Origin of the sequence: Thermofilum adornatum (assembly GCF_000446015.1) — an archaeon.
GTDB lineage: Archaea > Thermoproteota > Thermoprotei > Thermofilales > Thermofilaceae > Thermofilum > Thermofilum adornatum.
In genome coordinates this window covers 1,251,000-1,267,307 of record NC_022093.1, presented here as the reverse complement: position 1 = coordinate 1,267,307, position 16,308 = coordinate 1,251,000, and the positions used below count along the sequence as shown (strand labels likewise).

18 protein-coding genes are annotated in these 16,308 nt (G+C 46.2%); 6 read left to right on the top strand and 12 right to left on the bottom strand.

What is annotated here, in order from left to right; genetic code table 11:
- The first annotated feature begins 39 nt into the window (after positions 1–39).
- A complete protein-coding gene (locus N186_RS06860; RefSeq protein WP_020963059.1) occupies positions 40–639 on the top strand; it encodes a MarC family protein in 600 nt (199 codons plus the stop codon).
- A 1-nt stretch (position 640) separates the two neighbouring features.
- A complete protein-coding gene (locus N186_RS06855; RefSeq protein WP_148682129.1) occupies positions 641–1,624 on the top strand; it encodes a hypothetical protein in 984 nt (327 codons plus the stop codon).
- Here N186_RS06855 and N186_RS06850 read toward each other — a convergent pair.
- Both N186_RS06850 and N186_RS06845 read right to left on the bottom strand, forming a co-directional pair.
- Entirely contained in the window at positions 1,621–2,964 is a 1,344-nt protein-coding gene (locus N186_RS06850; protein WP_020963057.1) for an ABC transporter permease, read from the bottom strand. The two genes, N186_RS06855 and N186_RS06850, sit on opposite strands and share 4 nt — an antisense overlap.
- The gene (locus N186_RS06845) at positions 2,961–3,692 is read right to left on the bottom strand and encodes an ABC transporter ATP-binding protein (RefSeq protein ID WP_020963056.1); all 732 of its coding nucleotides are present in this window, start codon (positions 3,690–3,692) and stop codon (positions 2,961–2,963) included. The genes N186_RS06850 and N186_RS06845 overlap by 4 nt, the downstream gene beginning before the upstream one ends.
- Positions 3,693–3,786: 94 nt before the next feature.
- Between N186_RS06845 and N186_RS06840 the strand changes: the two genes are divergently transcribed.
- Both N186_RS06840 and N186_RS06835 read left to right on the top strand, forming a co-directional pair.
- On the top strand, positions 3,787–4,530 hold the full coding sequence (locus tag N186_RS06840) for a hypothetical protein (protein ID WP_020963055.1): 744 nt from the start codon (positions 3,787–3,789) through the stop codon (positions 4,528–4,530).
- Positions 4,531–4,581: 51 nt separating this feature from the next.
- Complete coding sequence (locus tag N186_RS06835) at positions 4,582–5,040, top strand: hypothetical protein (RefSeq protein ID WP_020963054.1); 459 nt, start codon at positions 4,582–4,584, stop codon at positions 5,038–5,040.
- Between the two features lie 3 nt (positions 5,041–5,043).
- Here N186_RS06835 and N186_RS06830 read toward each other — a convergent pair whose 3' ends face one another.
- The 3 genes from N186_RS06830 to N186_RS06820 all read right to left on the bottom strand — a co-directional run bounded on the left by N186_RS06830 (position 5,044) and on the right by N186_RS06820 (position 7,726).
- Positions 5,044–5,985 (bottom strand): NAD-dependent epimerase/dehydratase family protein, encoded by a 942-nt coding sequence (locus N186_RS06830; RefSeq protein WP_020963053.1) that lies wholly within the window; start codon positions 5,983–5,985, stop codon positions 5,044–5,046.
- 114 nt (positions 5,986–6,099) lie between these two features.
- The gene (locus N186_RS06825; protein ID WP_020963052.1) at positions 6,100–6,828 is read right to left on the bottom strand and encodes a hypothetical protein; all 729 of its coding nucleotides are present in this window, start codon (positions 6,826–6,828) and stop codon (positions 6,100–6,102) included.
- Positions 6,829–7,021: 193 nt separating this feature from the next.
- On the bottom strand, positions 7,022–7,726 hold the full coding sequence (locus N186_RS06820; RefSeq protein ID WP_020963051.1) for a glycerophosphodiester phosphodiesterase: 705 nt from the start codon (positions 7,724–7,726) through the stop codon (positions 7,022–7,024).
- Between the two features lie 57 nt (positions 7,727–7,783).
- Between N186_RS06820 and N186_RS06815 the strand changes: the two genes are divergently transcribed.
- The gene (locus tag N186_RS06815; protein WP_020963050.1) at positions 7,784–8,146 is read left to right on the top strand and encodes a DUF6379 domain-containing protein; all 363 of its coding nucleotides are present in this window, start codon (positions 7,784–7,786) and stop codon (positions 8,144–8,146) included.
- A 27-nt stretch (positions 8,147–8,173) separates the two neighbouring features.
- On the opposite strand, the gene N186_RS06810 is transcribed toward N186_RS06815, so the two are convergent.
- Both N186_RS06810 and N186_RS06805 read right to left on the bottom strand, forming a co-directional pair.
- On the bottom strand, positions 8,174–9,265 hold the full coding sequence (locus N186_RS06810; RefSeq protein ID WP_020963049.1) for an ABC transporter ATP-binding protein: 1,092 nt from the start codon (positions 9,263–9,265) through the stop codon (positions 8,174–8,176).
- A 135-nt stretch (positions 9,266–9,400) separates the two neighbouring features.
- Complete coding sequence (locus tag N186_RS06805; protein ID WP_020963048.1) at positions 9,401–11,059, bottom strand: CTP synthase; 1,659 nt, start codon at positions 11,057–11,059, stop codon at positions 9,401–9,403.
- Between the two features lie 52 nt (positions 11,060–11,111).
- Between N186_RS06805 and N186_RS06800 the strand changes: the two genes are divergently transcribed.
- Positions 11,112–11,786, top strand: coding sequence for an HD domain-containing protein (locus tag N186_RS06800; RefSeq protein ID WP_020963047.1), 675 nt, complete (start codon positions 11,112–11,114; stop codon positions 11,784–11,786).
- Positions 11,787–11,804: 18 nt separating this feature from the next.
- On the opposite strand, the gene N186_RS06795 is transcribed toward N186_RS06800, so the two are convergent.
- From N186_RS06795 to pyrB, 5 genes are read right to left on the bottom strand one after another with little or no spacing between them, the layout of a single operon-like run.
- Positions 11,805–12,713 carry a dihydroorotate dehydrogenase gene (locus N186_RS06795; protein ID WP_020963046.1) on the bottom strand — a complete coding sequence of 303 codons (909 nt, stop codon included), beginning with the start codon at positions 12,711–12,713 and terminating at the stop codon, positions 11,805–11,807.
- Positions 12,713–13,519 carry a dihydroorotate dehydrogenase electron transfer subunit gene (locus tag N186_RS06790; protein WP_148682127.1) on the bottom strand — a complete coding sequence of 269 codons (807 nt, stop codon included), beginning with the start codon at positions 13,517–13,519 and terminating at the stop codon, positions 12,713–12,715. Before N186_RS06790 ends, N186_RS06795 begins: the two co-directional genes overlap by 1 nt.
- 5 nt (positions 13,520–13,524) lie before the next feature.
- A complete protein-coding gene (locus tag N186_RS06785) occupies positions 13,525–14,832 on the bottom strand; it encodes a dihydroorotase (protein ID WP_020963044.1) in 1,308 nt (435 codons plus the stop codon).
- Positions 14,833–14,849: 17 nt separating this feature from the next.
- Positions 14,850–15,323 carry an aspartate carbamoyltransferase regulatory subunit gene (gene pyrI / locus N186_RS06780; protein ID WP_020963043.1) on the bottom strand — a complete coding sequence of 158 codons (474 nt, stop codon included), beginning with the start codon at positions 15,321–15,323 and terminating at the stop codon, positions 14,850–14,852.
- Between the two features lie 5 nt (positions 15,324–15,328).
- On the bottom strand, positions 15,329–16,282 hold the full coding sequence (gene pyrB / locus N186_RS06775; RefSeq protein ID WP_020963042.1) for an aspartate carbamoyltransferase: 954 nt from the start codon (positions 16,280–16,282) through the stop codon (positions 15,329–15,331).
- Between the last annotated feature and the right edge of the window lie 26 nt (positions 16,283–16,308).

Genomic DNA, 16,308 nt, shown 5'->3' with positions numbered 1-16,308 from the left:
TCTCTAAAGATTTTTAAAGTTCGCAGTCATTGATTACCTATGGTTTTAGCCCTAAAAGATGTCTGGGATGCATTCATTATGCTTTTTATTGTTCTTGACTCTATTGGAAACATTCCAATATTTTACTCGTTGACCTCCGGGATGAAAGCTTCTGAACGCAATAAGGTCTTCTTAAAGTCCGTTCTCGTGGCGTCTGCTTTACTCGTATTTTTCACGTTATTTGGCTATCCGTTTTTTGCCTATTACAATGTATCTGTAGCGGATTTTAAGATTGCTGGAGGAATCATACTATTCATTATAGGGATCGAGGGCATTTTTGGAAAGATAGAGGCAGAAATGCTGAGAAGCGAGGACCTGGCTATTGTCCCCATGGCTACACCCCTGCTCGCTGGACCCGGTAGCATCTACATGGTCATGTACCTGAATAATACCTTTGGACTAGTTCCTACACTTTTAAGCATCCTACTCAACACCATTGCCGGCTACATAATACTTGCGAATAGTAGTATACTACTTGGGAAAGCTGGAAAGAACACTGTGCTAGTGGTCTCGAGAATCTTCTCACTATTTCTAGCTGTACTCGCCGTATCTTTTATTCGGAGCGGTATCGAGGAGGCACTGCGCTCCATGGGTGCATAGATTGGTTGACGAAGCCACAGTTGAACTGTTTACAGCCTTCCGATTCGCAAGAAGCCTGGAGTCGCTTAGCCGCTTGACTGGTATAAGAAGAGATAAAGCGAAGAAACTCCTCTATGGAGACACTGCCAAGTGGAGGCTCAGGTGGAGTATAAGTTTCCACAAGATAGGCTTAAAAGTAATAGGTGTTTTCACTGAGAAAGTCCCGGCCGAGCCTCCACCCTTTGTCCTTAAAATTTTTCCACTTGAGGGTTTGAGCAAACTATATCTTGTCGTCGGGCTTGCAAGCAATAATTTTCTCGAAGGATTCCTGAACACGCTAAAACCTCTCTATGTTGTTAAGGGTTTAGAGTTTTCTTTTTGGGTCCCAGACAAGCTACTTGTCAAGGCAGGATACGGTTTCAAACCACAGGACTACCCTGGCATTATGGATTTGATGGAGCTTCCAGAGGAGGAGCCCTTTTTACGTGTCCCCGACAAGGTTGACTGGGCGATTCTGACACATAAAATGAATTCTCCATTTAAAAGGTTCAAGACTGCCTATGAAGACGCGCGAAAAGAAGACCCCTCGCTTAAGCCTATTTCTCCACAGGCCTTGACGCTACATATCCAAAGACACATTTTGCCGCTGTGGACTGGCAACTACGGGTACCCCTACTTTCCTGATCCTGAGAGACCAATAGAAGTTTTTTACTTGGAGGGGTGGAGATCGCATGTAGCTTCGCGTCTAGCCGCGAGAATTCCCGGAACCCATTTCGTTATAATCGACAATAATCGTGCAATTATAGTTGGACAATACACTGGACCCAGAAAGGCTGCATTACTAGCAACAATCGGAGGCGTGAAGGCTAGCGTCCCCCTCTCTGAACTCGTGTGCCCTCCTGGAAAAGAAGAGACATACATGTGGCGCTTCTGGAGATTTGCCTCAAACAAAAAATATGTGCTACCAAGTGAAAAACCGACGAGAATAGAGGATACAATTATCTAATCCGTATCGATGGAGTGCCTCTCTTTCTTTCTTTTTATCCTTGAAGCTAGTTCCTCGACTCTGTACTGTAATGTCGATAGAGTTTCCAGCGAGAAGAATTTTCCTGTTACATAGATTAGTATAAGTGAGAAGAGCAAAGACGCTAAGAGGTAGACTGGTGTTTCGGGTGGTAGTTGTGAAGCTATCATGTCTCTGGCCATTATGGTTGGCTGGGTTATGGGAAGTATGTAGAGGAGGGCTCTAACGGCTGGCCCATAGAAGCTAGAGGGTGCAAAGACGATGAGGTAAGCCGGTACAATGAATATTATGCCTATGGGGCTCATGAGTGTATTTGCTATCCTCACGTCTCTGCTTAGGGCCCCGACTATTACTCCAATTGAGGCGTAGAAGAATAGTGATAGGATTAGGCTCAGTGCTAGAAGAGGTATACCACTTGCTGGCACCACCTCTGAGAGACTTGTCGGCATACTTACGAGGGTCTGTGCATTGGGCGTTGGAAGGCTGAAGGCGTAGGACAGTATGCCGAAATAGAGAACAAGGCCGATGACTTCGAAAACTGTGCCCACGAGCGAGACTATAAACATTCCTAGAAGCTTTGATACAAGTATCTGTGTGCTTGAAACTGGTAGGGTTAAAAGTGTCTCGAGTGTTCTTTCCTCGTTTTCAACGGCCATGGATGTTGCAGACATCTGCATTACTGTCATTGCTATGCCCATTACGATGAGCGGCACAAAGAGCGCTGAGAGGGAAAAACTAACCATGAAGGCTGGACCATAGGGGAATAGTAAGTTCTTTGAGGAAAGATAAGTCACTGATGTGACGTTCACAGGGTTTTTTACAAGTTCTAAGGTGAGGTTTGTTCCATTGATAAGGAGACTGAGAATGTAGTCATTTACAAGTTGCTGGATGGGGGTTATCTCGATGCCTGAAAACATCGACAGTTCTTCGATAATGCTGATGAGCTGTATTTTTGCCGGTTTTTTCTCGGCTATTTGTGCGCCAAAGCCTCTGTTGATTACTAGTAGAACACTAATTTTCTGTTTTGCGAGGCTGTTGGCTATTTCTTGTAGTTTTTGTTGAGGGTCTCCGGTAACTCCAATTACTTGTATTCCATTGTTTTCTAGGTATCTTATGAGTCCTTGGCTGTATGTCGTCTTGTCTAGGTCGAGAACCGCTACAGTCTTTGTGCCAGAGATTGCTTGCTGAACCGCTGACTGCATTGGTAACAAGATCACTAGGGCAATGACGGGCATAGCAACGGCCGAAAGGATAAAGGGTAGGAGAATTCTTGGATCCCTTAGGAGATCCTTTACCTCCTTGAGAACTAGCGCGCGGATCATGCGGCTTCACCTTGCTTCGTGACCATAAAGAATAGTTCTTCCAGGTTTTTAGCTCCTCTCTCTTCGAGGAGCTCTTTTACACTGCCTGTTAGAACAATGCTTCCCTTGTTTATCATTGCGATTTTCCCGCATAGATTCTCGACTTCGAGCATGTTGTGGCTCGAGACTAAGACTGTTGTGCCGAATTCGCGTGAGAAACTAAGTATGGTTTCCCTGATCTCTTTTGAATGTATCACGTCGAGTCCAGCCGTCGGCTCGTCAAGTATGGCTAGTCTAGGCTTAACCATAAGGGTTCTTGCTACCTGTATCCTGCGCTTCATACCCTTGCTATAGTTTTTCATTTTCTCGTGGATCTTGTCGCCGAGAGAAGCTATCTTTAAGCCGAGCTCCAAAGCCTCCTCTGCCTCGCGTGTCTTGCCGAAATATATCTCTGAGATCAGCTTTAGGAATTCGTAGCCAGTCAGGTTTCTATATGTTCCTGCGTCTTCTGGGAGATATGTGACTACTCTCTTTAGCCTTGGGGATCCAGGCTTCTCGCCCATGATTTCTACGTGCCCCGATGTGGGAGGAATTAGACCTGACAGGATTCGGAAAGTGGTTGTCTTGCCTGCACCGTTGGGGCCTATTAGTCCAAATATTTCTCCCTCTTCTACTTCGAAGGAGACATTTTTAAGTGCGTAGAACTCTCCAAACTTTTTAGATAGCTCTTTTACGATTACAACCTGCATTAGTCTCTCATAAGAAATTCTTTTTAACTTTATTAATTTTTTTCGCCCCTTGTCGAGAAATAAAAATAAAAGTTGGAACTACCAAGGAGTATGTATGGTGTCCCATTCAGCCATTGAAGAGACAGCTACAGTTTTTTCGGCTGGTCTTTTTGCAACGTTTCTTGGCCTGGTGTTGGCAGGCATAAGTCCATTTTTGTTGCCGGTTGTCCAGCTTTTAGCGGTGTATCCTTTCTATTTTAAAGCGATTAGAGGAGGCAAACTAAGATATGCCGCGTTACTCGTGTTCCTGTGGGCTATAGCCGTGTCATTGGCTATAATTTTTGCCACTATCTCTCAGAGAAGCCTAGTCTCTGGCCGCATTATAAATGGCGAGGCCTACGTTTCCGAGATGTTTGAATGGATAAGAACTGGGAGGGGACCCGAGGGTGACCCTTCCCTTTTTATGATACCAAAGATTAGAGAAATTGCTGTCTTTACGGCTTTATCCCTTGCAAGTGTAGGTTTGCTTGGACTTTTCCTTGGAGCCGTCCTGCTAAACTACATGAATTATTACGTGGGGGTCTTGATACTACATGCAAAGCCTGAACATCTTCTCTGCGTCGTCTTGCTCTCATGGCAGATTTATGCCTTGCTACGTGTTGTGGGCTATGTTCTTTTGGGAGTTGCCTTGTCGAGGCTCAGCCACATAATTATCTTTCAACACAGGTTTACCGTTGAGAAGGATGTTAAGAGGCTCCTCTTCTGGTCTCTTGTATTCATAGCCCTAGACTTTTTATTAAAGAGCACCGTTGCCAATACGTTCTATCAGCCACTGTTGCAAATGTTTACGAATATTTGATGTGAATCTTTCCATCAGAATTTTTAAAAGCATAGAAGTTTTTCTGTAGATGTGTCTGCGGAAAAAGAATGCAAGCCTGGACCATCTTGCCCCAACGGCGTATACGTGTATGATTTCGAGAAAAAAACTTGGAGGCTAGAAGAGAAACTGCCATTCAAGGAGAACGGATACTACGTGATATACTTCGACAATTCAAGTTGCCCCGCATGCAGGAAATTCGACCAAGAATGGTTCAGCTTCGTAGAATCCCTAGACCCACCTAGACCCACCCCAATCGTTGTTCTCTGCGACTGGTTCGCAAAGCTATGTACGTCTGAATACGCGAAAAAGCTTTTTGAAGTATTCGATGTCCACATCTCTCCAACGGTCTTCTTCATGATTAGGGAAAATGGAAAAATCACGAGGATGTTTAAGCATGAGGGCTTGCTTGACAAAGAGAAACTTGTTTTCCTTCATAGGGCTTTCAAGGAATTTGCAAATGAAGATGCTCCACAGCAACCAAGCAGGTAGGGCTTATTTAGTGCCTATTTCTCTTACAAGGCTCATTGCCGCTTTTCTCACGGCTTCCCTGCTGGAATACTTTGGACTCCAGCCCATTCTCAGTAGCTTCGCTATGTCTAGGTGCATGTACTTAACGTCTCCCACCCAGCCTCTCCCACCCATTACTCCGCCTGTAAACCTATAGCTCACGTCCCTGAGGCCCATAACCTCTACCACTATGTCTGCGACTTCTTTGACGGAAATTGCATCTATACTACCAACGTTGTAAGGTTCGAAGCCTTCGATGGTTCTCTCCCAAGCGAAAATAGTAGCATCGACTGCGTCGTCTATCCAGATATAGCTCTTTGTCTGTGTCCCGTCCCCAAGTATCTCGAGCTCCCTCGGGTTAGCCTTGAGCTTAAGGATAAAGTCTTTAATGACCCCTCTTGTGGCCCGGGGACCCACAACGTTTGCATAGCGGAGAGCCACGCCCTTGAACCCGTAAGTGTGTGCATAGGACGAAATTAGTGACTCGCATGCAAGCTTGGATGCGCCATAGACAGAGATAGGCTTTAAAGCGCTGTCCTCTGGCGTTGGTAGCTTTTGTGCATCGCCATAGACAGTGCTCGACGAGGCAAAAACAATATCTTTTACATTTTTCTTTCTCATGGTCTCTAGCAAGAGATAAGTTGCAAGGATGTTGTGTTCGAAGTGTTCTCCTGGGTCGCCAATCCTGACCTCTGGGTTAGCCGCAAAATGGAAGACTGCGTCTACTCCATTTATTGCCTTTTCTAGGTCTTGTGGACTCCTTATGTCTCCTCTGACTATTTCGACTTGGTCTTGAATGTGAGATAGGTTCTTTAAAGTACCAGTGGAAAAATTATCGAGAATCTTTACTTCGAAGCCTTTTTGTAGGAGCTTTTCGGCTAAGAAGCTACCAATGAATCCTGCTCCACCTGTTACTAGAACCTTCACACTTTTCGATGACCAGTAAAAGTATATAATTTTTCTCTTTTACAGGGAAATATTAATGCGAGAAGTCAGCTACGGCCGCACTCTTCATGCCTCCGCAAGCCTTCCGGTTGGTCGTCATCCCAACTTAATGGACATAAAAGACTTATTAAGGTTTTTTCCGACATTGGAAAAGTTAATAGTTGTTGTTCCTTGAAGCATACTTGAGGCTATTGCGGCTATCTCGGGGGAATCACTCTCTATGTAAGGGGACGGTTTGAGAAAAGGCTTTACCTCGTCGGGGAGACTTTTTAGGGCGCTAAGAGGTATGCTCTCATTGATGATTTTTATCTCCTGTAGCGCTACCAGCCTAAATTTCAAAGTAAAGGGGGTATTTGTTACTTTTATGTTTTGATAAACAGCGTACCTGTTTCCGTAGGGGTCTACTTCTATTTTGCTCGGTTTCGGCGAGATTATGGGGCCTACTGGTTGCTCTAGGTCTAAGATCCAGGGAAGAGCGATCTTGAGCTCTTTTACTTCTCCTTGCCCTGTCAGCTTGAGGGTCCAGTTGAGTTCGACTATGTTTTCTCGGTCGACATAGCCGTTATAAAAGAATGAGTCTTGAGTCTTTCTGCTGGTGCCCGCGGCTGATGCTTGGACGTAAACCTGGTAGTAGCCTCTTAGGGCTGTCTCTGGAAGACTATATGTAAAAATTGCTTCGAAGGCCTCAACGATTCCTGTCTGGGTAAGAGTTAAGTTCTTTGAGTCGTCAAAGATTACTATGCCGAGTGGATTTGCCAAGTAGACACTCAGGGTTATTACGTTGTTTGTCTGGCTAGGTGTTTTTGCTTTTAGAGTTATCCTCACTGAAATTTCTTCCCCTGGATAAAATGTCCGGTTTTTCCTCTGGAGAAAAACGCCGCTCTGTATAGTGCCAATGCTTGTTTTTAGCTCTAGGATTTCTATGGTGCTAGGCGTGGACTAGACGCTCAGGGCAAAGGTGTAGATTAAGGCTAAGAAGAGATACTGAGATATTTGGCTGGGAAAAATTTTGACATTTTCATGGACTCTTCTTGTGAAGTATGTGTCTTAGAGCGCACGGATTGTTTGTTATTACGCCCTCGATGCCCATGTCTAAGAGTTTCTGGGCTATGCTGGGGTCGTCTACCGTCCACGTGATAATCTTGTAGCCATTTGACTTTATCTTTGATACCAAGTCTTTGTCGAGAATCTCGTAGTAGGGGAGTATGGCTTCTGCCCCCAGGTTTCTCGCTATTTCTAGGTACTCGTCGTCCCATTCCTCCAGTAACACTCCAATACTCAGTCTTGGCTCGAGGTTTTTCACGCGTCTAATTGCCTCTGGGATGAAGGATGTAACGATTGCATCGTCGATCATCTCGAGTTCCCGTAGGGCGTCCACGACTTCTCTTTCTGCCCCTGTCACCTTCAGCTCTATGTCTATGCTGAGCCTTCCCTTTGCCAGTGCGAGAACTTCGCGTAGTGTCGGTATCTTTGCTTTGCCCTGTATGCTGAGGCGTAGAAGCTCTGGATATGTGGTCTCGCTGATTTTTTGGTTTGTGCCTAGTGTTCTTTCTAGCTCGTCGTCGTGGGAAATAACTGGTATACCGTCCTTAGTTATTCTAACGTCGAACTCAATCCCTGTGGCGCTACACTCGACGGCTTTCAGGAACGAGGGCAGAGTGTTTTCTGGCTCGAGGACTGGTGCCCCCCTGTGACCCGTTAGTAGAAAGTTTTTCCCAGGCATAATTATTGATTCATGGAAAAGTATAAATTTTTTAGTTTACAAATATTTTTGGTTACAATGGCCTATCTTCCGAAAGCCCTTTTGAGAAGGCTCTATGTCAAGGGAAGCATGAAAATCGAGGGAGGTGCACTCTCGTTTAAGCTTAGGAATAACCTTGCAACTGCCACGGTAAACGAGCCTTTGAGGCTAAAAATAGACGGGGTGGATATTGACCCGAGCCAGATAACAATAAAGGTCGGCGACAAGACGATTAAGTCTTCAGACGTGTCCGAGACAAACACTTTTGAGATTCCCGTTGGGACAGACGTCGAAATAATTGTGCCCGGCAACTTTTCGCCAGGCAAGCATAAAGTCGTAGTCGAGGTTACCGTTAAAGGCTACGGAAAAGGAAGCTTTGATTTCGAGGACGAGGCAAAATAGCTTTGCAAAAATAACAAGTTTCCTTTTTTATATTATTGCGTTTCCAGTTGCTTTGTCGAAGATGTGTATGTGCTGGTACTGGAAGCCTATGTAGATTTTTTCTCCGGGAGTAGCTTCGAAGTGGCCGGGATATTTAGCTTTCAATATTGAGTCTCCATGCTTGAAGTCAATTATTGTCTCTGAGCCCAGGGGCTCTGTTACGAAGACTTCTACTTGATAGCTGTCTTGGAACGGCTTTTTATCCACGATTATGTGTTCGGGGCGTATTCCGAATATGACTTCTGAGGGGGCGCCTGATTTTATCATTATTTCTGACAGATCCTTTGGAAGCTTAACCTTGAATACTCCAGTATCTAGGTATGCCTCGTCACCCTTTATTGAGAGCGATGCATTGATAAAGTTCATGGCTGGCGCGCCTATGAAGCCTGCGACAAAAGTGTTGGCTGGCTTAAAGTAGAGTTCGGCTGGCTCAGCTAGCTGCATAATTTTTCCCTCATTCATGACTGCCACTCTATCTGCCATTGTCATTGCTTCTGCCTGGTCGTGTGTCACATAGATAGTTGTTATGCCTAGTTCCCTCTGAAGTCTCTTGAGTTCTGCACGCATGTATACTCTAAGCTTTGCGTCGAGGTTGCTTAACGGCTCGTCCATCAAGAAGACCTGTGGCTGTCTCACGAGCGCCCTCCCCAGGGCGACTCTCTGCTGTTGGCCACCGCTGAGTTGCCTGGGATACCTGTCAAGCAGTTCTTCTATGCGGAGAAGTTTTGCAACTTCTCGTACCCTTTTATCTATTTCTTCTTTTGGCAGTTTCCTAATCCTAAGGGGGAAAGCAATGTTATCATAGACCTTCATGTGTGGGTAGAGAGCGTAGTTCTGGAAAACCATCGCAACGTCTCTGTCTTTCGGGGGAAGATCATTTACCAGCTTGTCGCCAATGTATATTTCGCCCTCGTCAGGTGTTTCAAGGCCTGCAACCATTCTGAGCGTGGTAGTTTTTCCACAGCCGCTTGGACCCAGCAGGACAAGGAACTCTCCGTCTCTCGCCTCAAACGATACCTTGTTGACAGCTACGACTTTTCCAAAAGTTTTCACGAGATCCTTGACTACAACTTTAGCCAAGACTTTGCACCTCTCGTAATATTTTGGCCTTTATCTCTATATAAAAATTTTCCCAAACATTATTTTATTAACAAAAACATTTATAAACCATCTAGGTATGTCAGCAGTGTAGGGACAATACAGCCTGGCTCTGGCTTAGTTCTTCTTTTCGAGAGTTACTGCCTTGATAAATTCTAGGTAAATCGGCGAAGGCCTGTTTGGCCTGCTCTTGAATTCTGGGTGGAACTGGACTCCAACTATCCAAGAGTCGCCTTTGACCTCTATCGAGTTGATAATGTTTCCCGAAAGGTCTGTCGAGGATATTACTAGGCCGTGGTTTTCAGCTATTTCACGGTACTTTGTATTGATATGGTAGCGGTGCCTGAACCTTTCGTAGATGACCTCCTGTTTATATGCCTCGTAGAGCCTTGTGCCAGGGATTACCTTTACAGGATGCGCTCCAAGCCTCATCGTCCCCCCGAACCACTGTAGGGACTTCTGTTCTGGCAGAAGGTCTACGACTGGGTGAGGAGTATTGGGGTCTATCTCGGTAGAGTTGGCCTCTCGCAAGCCTGCCTTGTATCTCATAAACGCAATGAATAGTAGCTGGGCTCCAAAGCATATTCCAAGGAATGGCTTTGAGTTTTCGATTGCGTAACGCGCTGCTTGGATCATTCCCTCTACTCCTCTTTTTCCAAAGCCTGGGGTTAGCAGTATACCGTCAGCGTTCTCGATGAGAGACTCGACTTTTTCGGGTTTTTCTTCTAGGTCTTCAGCCTCAATAAATATCCTCTTCACCTTTACTCCTAGATGTGCCCCTGCGTGGCTTAGGGCCTCGTTTATGCTGATATAGCTGTCCTGTATCATTGTGTATTTTCCAGGCATCGCTATGACGACTTCCCCTTTAGCTGAGACAAATTTTTCTACTATGCTTTGCCACTTGTCATATTCTTGTAGTTGAATGTTGTTCTCCAAGCCTAGTATCTTTGTGAGGTATGTTCCCAGTCCCTGCTTTTCAAGTATGATGGGTAACTTGTATACTGTTTCGAGGTCTGGATCCGAGAAAACAGCTTCCCACGGGATGTTTGAGTAGAGGGCTATTTTTTCTTTTACGTCCTCTGGGAGTTCTCTGTCTGCTCTCGCGATGACTATGTCTGGCTGGAGGCCCATGCTCTGTAGCTCCTTTATGCTGTGCTGTGTAGGCTTTGTCTTTAGTTGCCCAATACTGGATAGGTATGGAACCAGCGTGACGTGAACCAGGGCTGTATGTCCAGGGGGGTTCTCGAGCCTAAACTGCCTTATGGCTTCCAAGAAGGGCATTGCCTCTATGTCCCCTACGGTGCCTCCTATTTCTACTATCAGAACATCGGGCTTGCTCCTTTCTGCTACCTGCCTTATCCTGCGCTTGATTTCGCCTGTTATGTGTGGGATCACCTGTATGGTTTTCCCAAGATATTCCCCTATCCTCTCCTTTAGAATAACGCTTAGGTAAACCTGTCCACTCGTGATGTTGTTTGAGGGGTGCATATTTATGTCGAGGAAACGCTCATAGGTCCCGAAGTCCTGGTCGATCTCGGCTATCCTGAACTTGTAGCCGGGTGCGGGCTCGAACTCCCAGACGTCTTCGCATACAAATACTTCGCCGTGTTCGATTGGGTTAAGTGTGCCAGGGTCGACGTTCAGGTATGGGTCTATCTTTATCATGTCAACCTTGTATCCGCGGAACTGCATTATCTTGCCGATACTGGCCGCTACAGCTCCTTTGCCCAGGCCACTAACGACTCCACCAGTCACGAATACGAACTTGGTCGGCATAGCCTTGTTGTTGGAGACAAAGATATAAGCTATTTGGTTGGGGAAACGTCACGTGAATAGTGCCTATAGTGAGCTTAGGAGAGATGCGTCGCGGGATGTAATGCTTAAGAAAATACTGGACGAAGCCATGAAGCATTATAGGTCTTCGCACCACGATTTCTCCCACGTGGAAAGGGTCTACAACCTTGCCATGCGGATTGCCCGTGAGCTTCCGGGCAGTGTCGACCTAGAAGTTCTAAAGATAGCAACGATACTACACGACGTTGCTCGACACTTGGAGGACGAAGGACATATAGAGGATCACGCGTATGAGGGAGCGAAAATAGCGAGAGAGATTCTTGAAAAATTGAATTTTCCCAAAGAAAAAATAGATGAAGTTGCCTACTGTATAAGTGTACACAGGTTTAGGAAAGGTGAAAAGCCGCGAACCATAGAGGCACAGATACTGCAGGACGCAGATAGGCTTGACGCAATTGGAGCTATCGGCATAGCGAGGGCCTTCGCTAGGGGAGGCTGGATGAACACACCTTTCTGGGACCCGGAGAAGCCGCCGAAGCCCGAATATGACGGTTACTCTGAGACCGTTATAAATCATTTCTACGAGAAGCTTCTCAAGATAAAGGACACACTGAACACGGAGCCTGCGAAAAAGATCGCTGAAGAAAGGCACCGCTACATGTTGGAGTTTATAGATAGATTCCTCAAAGAATGGCAAGGCTTATTGTAGAGACTTTCCTAGTTCTCGTCACTTGTGGGCTAGACCCGTTATTTCGTTGATATCTCTGTAGCCATTCATAGCTAGGTATTCCTTTATTCCATCAAGAAGCTGGCCTATTGCATGGAAGCCTTTTTTGAGCACTGTGCCTATGCCAATTGCCTTTGCGCCTGCAAGTAAGAGCTCAACTGCGTCCTGCCACGTCTCGACGCCACCTGTGCCTATGATCGGCACGTCTGGGAATTCTCGGCGAAGCTCGTACACTATCCTCACTGCTATGGGATGGATTGCTTTGCCAGAAAGCCCCCCAACTTTTCCTCCAAGTACAGGCTTCTTGGCGTTTATGTCTATAGCCATAGCTTTTAGAGTATTTATCGCTGTAAATCCGTCTACGCCCGCGTCGTAGGCCTTTCTAGCTATATACAGGTAATCGCCGTGCGCACTCAGCTTAAGGAATATCTTGTAGCCCGACGCCTTGACCTCTGAGATAATGTCGTGAATTGCTTTAGGATCCGACATTAGGTCTGCTCCTAGACCCTTTACGTGTGGACAACTTGCATTGAGCTCGAGGGCGTCTGCGTGTTTAAGGTGTTCAGCTATCTTGAGCGCCTCTTCTGGAGTCGAGGCGCCAAAGCTCGCGATTATCGGGACGTTGATTATTCTCTTTGCCTCTTCGAGTATCTTGCCCATCTCCTCTGCGCCTGGGTTTGGGAGACCCATGGAGTTCAGCAAGCCGTATTCAAGCTCGTAGACTACGGGGTTCTCGTGTCCTTTCCGTGGTTCAAGCGTCGTTGTTTTAGAGGTTATTGCTGCCGCGCCTGCTTCTTCTGCCCTCTTCATTAGCCCGATGCTTACCCCGAGTACGCCTGAAGCAATAATTATGGGATTCCTCAATTTTAAGACGCCCAGGTCTACAGAGAGGCTTGGCTCGCTACTCATCATTTCACCTCTTCTATTGGGATTGGCTTACCTGTTGAGTCATGCCAAAACCTCCCGAAATCCACAGTTTTTAGCAGCGTTTCTCCATCGAAGACTGGCCCGTCTCTGCATACCCTAAGTCCCAATGGCTCTAAGACGCAGGAGCCACATATGCCTATGCCACATTTTATTAGTCTTTCAAGCGAGGCTTGAGTTTTTATGCCTCTGTTTAAGGCGAGCTCTACTAGTTTGTACATCATTTGTTCTTTTCCACAGGTGTATAGCGTGGCGTAGATGTTTCTATCTACTAGCTGTCTCGCCACGTCTACCGCTGTGCCCCTGACTCCGAGGCTTCCATCGTCTGTGGATACTACTAGTCTGTCAGCATATTCCTCAAATTCTGAAATCAATATTGCATGCTCCTTTGAACGGAAACCCAATACAACGTCGGACCTCACGTATCGTCTTGCTAGTTCTCGTGCCAGGAATAAGAGAGGTGCAACGCCATAGCCTCCGCCTACAATCAGTGCTTTTCCACCTTGTAGCTTGAAGCCATTGCCGTATGGACCCCTAAGATACAGTTTATCCCCTTCTTTTATATTCTCGTGGATATAGCTTGTTACTTTTCCCTTCCTAGCGATAACCAGACAAAAAGTTTCCCCATCTACAAGTGACAAGCTTATAGGTATCTCTCCAACTCCCGGAACCCAGACCATTACGTATTGTCCTGGGTCGCTATTGAAAGTCTCGTTGATGCTTAGGGTATACATCTTTATGTCTCTCGTAAGATTTCTAACTTCTTCTACTGTGGCTACCCGATATGGCAAGCTAATCACCTGTCCTGCAGTGTTTCGTAGCTTGTTGGAGCTTCTAGTGGGTAAAATTTGCCCCTGACATCCTCGTAGAACTCACCCTCTTCATAGACTGTTCTTCCCCTCAGGAAAACTGCATGCGTCTTTGTCCTTAAGACGGCCCCCTCAAAGGGAGAATATTTAGCCTTTGAGACAAACTCATCCGGCCTTATTTCCCAGCTCTCTTTTCTAAGCACTACGAGGTCTGCGTCACACCCAATGCTGATGCATCCCTTGTTTATCCCTAGAAGCGACGCAGGCCGAAAACTATAGAGGTCTAAGACTTGGATAGGCATTCTCCCTTCAAGAATTTCTCGGAGTAACAGGTGTAAAGCCACCTCGAGGCCAGGGAAGCCTGAAGGAGGATCTTCCCCGAGCTTTTCTTCGAGAAGGTGTGGCGCATGGTCGGTTACAATGGCGTCTACGAGCATTTTATTTACAGCGATGTAGAGTGTCTGCCTATCTTTTTCGCTTCTGAGTGGAGGATTTACTTTGGCGATGTTTTTTCTCGAGGTTGTATAAAGAGAATCGTTAAGCAGGAAGTAGTGTGGAGCTGTGTCGAGAGTCACTGGATGACCGGCGAGTTTTGCTTTTAGGATTTCGATTATTGAGTCGGCGAGAGAGATATGTGTAATATGTGTCCTAGCACCTGTCTGCAACGCTAATTCTAGTGTTTTCTTTACGGCGCTCTTCTCTGCCTCTGGCGGCCTTGCTATACTATGCAGGATTTTGGCGTCGGGTTTTAAAAGTATTGGGTCTTCTGCATGGACAACAAGTATTTTATTTTGAGAAGCGATGAGCCTGGCAAATTCCTCTACAATTGGGCTGTACAGGTCTTCTGGATAGATTTTTCCACCTATGTAGAGGTCCTTGCATTTCGAGAGTTCTTCGGGTCTAATGTTAAAACCCGCATAGAAGGCATAGTCTACAATTGATTTCCTTTTTGCCCTTTCAAGCTTCTCGCGTAAAATGTTACAGTTGTTTGCTGGAGGCTTGTTGTTTGGCATGTCGGCTACAAATGTTACGCCTCCCTTCACAGCGGCCATTGAGCCTGTTCTCCAGTCCTCTTTGTACTCGAGGCCTGGCTCCCGCATGTGGACATGGATATCCACCATTCCTGGCACCACGAGGAAGCCATCCCCGTATTCACGTCTACGCGCTGATGGCGGAATATTGCCAGGAGATGTGAGCGAAACTATTTTTTCGCCTGAAATGCCGATGGCGGCGTTTACAACTCTTCCCGTGATGTAGGCTTTTCCCAAAATAAAGAAGTCTGGTTCTTCATGCATGTTGTTCTTCGACCTTACTATTCTCTTACTAATTGCTGTATGACTTGTTCCTCTGTTACTATGTCTTCGCAGTAGTAGCATTTTAGCTTGAGCGGAGCAATGGATACGAGTTTGAACCTTGTCTCTATGGGCTCTCTCTTGGTATTTGTGACGCAGTTGGGGTTTGGACACCTAAGCAAACCTTTTATTTCCCCTGGAACTTGGACTCTCCTCTTTTCTAAAACCCTGAAGTCCTTCACTATGTTTATAGTCGCTGTGGGCGCTATAAGCGCGATCTCGTCTACTTCTTTTGGCTCGAGAAACTTGCCCTCAACCTTAACAATGTCTTTTCTTCCCAGCTTTTTGCTCGGGACGTTCATTACTATGGCTATAGTTGACCCCTCTTTGCCGCTGAGTCCAAGAATCTTTAGTACGTCCAGTGCCCTACCCGCAGGTATGTGGTCTATAACTGTTCCGTCCCTAATTTTCCTCACGAGTAACTCTTCACTCATTTATCTCACCCCTCGAGAACAAGCTTCAACAGAGCCATTCGAAGGGGTACCCCTAATCGGGCCTGCTCGAAGTATTTGGCATACCTGGTGCCGTCAACTTCCAGGGCTATTTCGTCTACCCTGGGCAATGGGTGGAGGACTATTAGGTCTTCCTTGGCATTTCTGAGAAGCTTTAAGTCCACGATATAGCTCCCCTTCACCTTTTCGTATTCAGAGGGGTCTGGAAAACGTTCACGCTGAATCCTCGTCACATACAGGACGTCTAGCTCTCCAATAACTTCGCTTGGGTTTTCAACTTCTTCAAAGCTTATACCCCTCTCCCTAAGGATGCTTGTAACGTCTTCACGGGCCCGTAAAAGCCCTGGAGAAATCAGATATATTTTCTTGGGGCTGAATATTGAGAGGGCAAGGATAAAGCTTGCCGCGGCCCTCCCATACTTTAGGTCTCCAAGTACTCCATATGTCAAGCCATCTATCCTGTTCTTCAGCCTTCTCACAGTGAACATGTCGAGCATTGCCTGGGTTGGATGATGCTTTCTGCCGTCGCCCGCGTTTATTACTGGGTTTTCTGCTATTTCTGCGGCGAATTTGGCGGCTCCCTCCAGCTTGTGTCTAATAACAATTATATCTGCATATGAGTCGAGCATCCTTATCGTGTCTGCAATGTTTTCTCCCTTGGCTATCGAGCTTTTTTCTAGTTCTCCTAGATCCAGGTAGCTTCCTCCAAGCCTCAGGATCGCAGACTGGAAGCTGAGGCGGGTCCTAGTGCTTGGCTCGAAGAATGCTGTCGCCAGTATTTTGCCCCTTAAAACGTCCCTATATTTTGTAGGGTCTCTGAGAATATTCTCTGCTTCTTGGAACAAATACTCGAGCTCTTCCTTTTTAAAATCGAGGATGGACAACACGTCTCTCCTATAGAATGGGTTGAAACCTACATGTGTATTTGGGCTTGGAACCAAATGCCCGCTCCAGAAAACTTTTCTTT